Source organism: Aliterella sp. E5.1 (assembly GCF_057473825.1).
Window position 1 is genome coordinate 1 of sequence record NZ_JBYCCV010000518.1, and the last position, 1,034, is coordinate 1,034.

Here is a 1,034-nt window from a genome sequence, read left to right on the forward strand (position 1 = left end):
ATAGATGTTGTTAAAGAACAGTCAAGTGGAAATAACAGCTCTGAGCGATTTCATCGATAGCAAGCGCGATCCCAGAGAACTAAAACGGGCGTTAGCAGTTCAAATGGTGATACAGAAGTATTCCTATTTTGAGATTAGAGACCTGTTGCAGGTATCGGTGGGATTCATTAGCAAGTACAAACAACTATTTAAGCAGCAAGGCGTTAGGGGACTAACTCTGAAGCATCAAGGCTCTAGTGGTTATCTAGACAAGAATACACGCTTAGAAGTGAATGAATGGCTGCAACAGAAGAATTACTGGAATTTAGCAGAACTTAAACAACACCTCCTAGATAACTATGGCGTGGTCTTTGCATCCAGTCAAAGCTATTACGAATTGTTTAAAGCCGCAGGTATCAGTTGGAAGAAGACACAGAAACGCAACCCCAAGCTAGATCCAGAATTGGTAGAGAAAAAAACAAGAACTTACAAACTGGTTGAATGCTCGTAAAAGTCAGATTGAGTCGGGTGAGTTAGTGGTCTTGTTTCTTGATGAATGCCATTTGTTATGGGGAGACATTTGTGGATATGTGTGGGGTAAGACCTCTGAGCGCATTCAAGTTCCAGTCATCAATGAACGACAAAAACAGACTTACTATGGTGCGCTCAATCTGTCTACGCAAAAGTTTTTCCTTCAAGCCTATGACCAGGGTAATTCCCAATCTACTATTACTTTTCTCCAATACCTGCGTTCACAATACCCCCAAAGCCGTATTGCCTTGATTTGGGATGGAGCAAGTTATCACCGCTCTGCGGAAGTCAAAACTTATTTAGCATCAGTCAATCAACAGGTGGATCAGTTGAATTGGCAACTTACTTGTATTCGCTTCGCACCTAATGCTCCCGCACAAAATCCTGTGGAAGATGTGTGGTTGCAAGCAAAGAGGTTTATCCGAGAGTTCTATCATCTGTGTAAATCTTTCTTTGCTGTCAAGCGCTTGTTTGAGCTAGTAACTCACCGACAAATTTTTAATTTCCCAAAGATATTCATGTAT

At 41.4% G+C, this 1,034-nt stretch carries 1 protein-coding gene; it reads left to right on the plus strand.

Going from position 1 to position 1,034, the window contains the following annotated elements:
• Window positions 1-4: 4 nt before the first annotated feature.
• Window positions 5-1,034, plus strand: a protein-coding gene (locus AC2VE5_RS28705; RefSeq protein ID WP_486890909.1) for an IS630 family transposase whose coding sequence is annotated in 2 segments (ribosomal slippage) — window positions 5-453 and window positions 452-1,034 — 1,032 coding nt annotated over the 2 segments. Because the reading frame shifts where the segments join, the coding sequence is not laid out codon by codon here. This gene is flagged as partial in the annotation.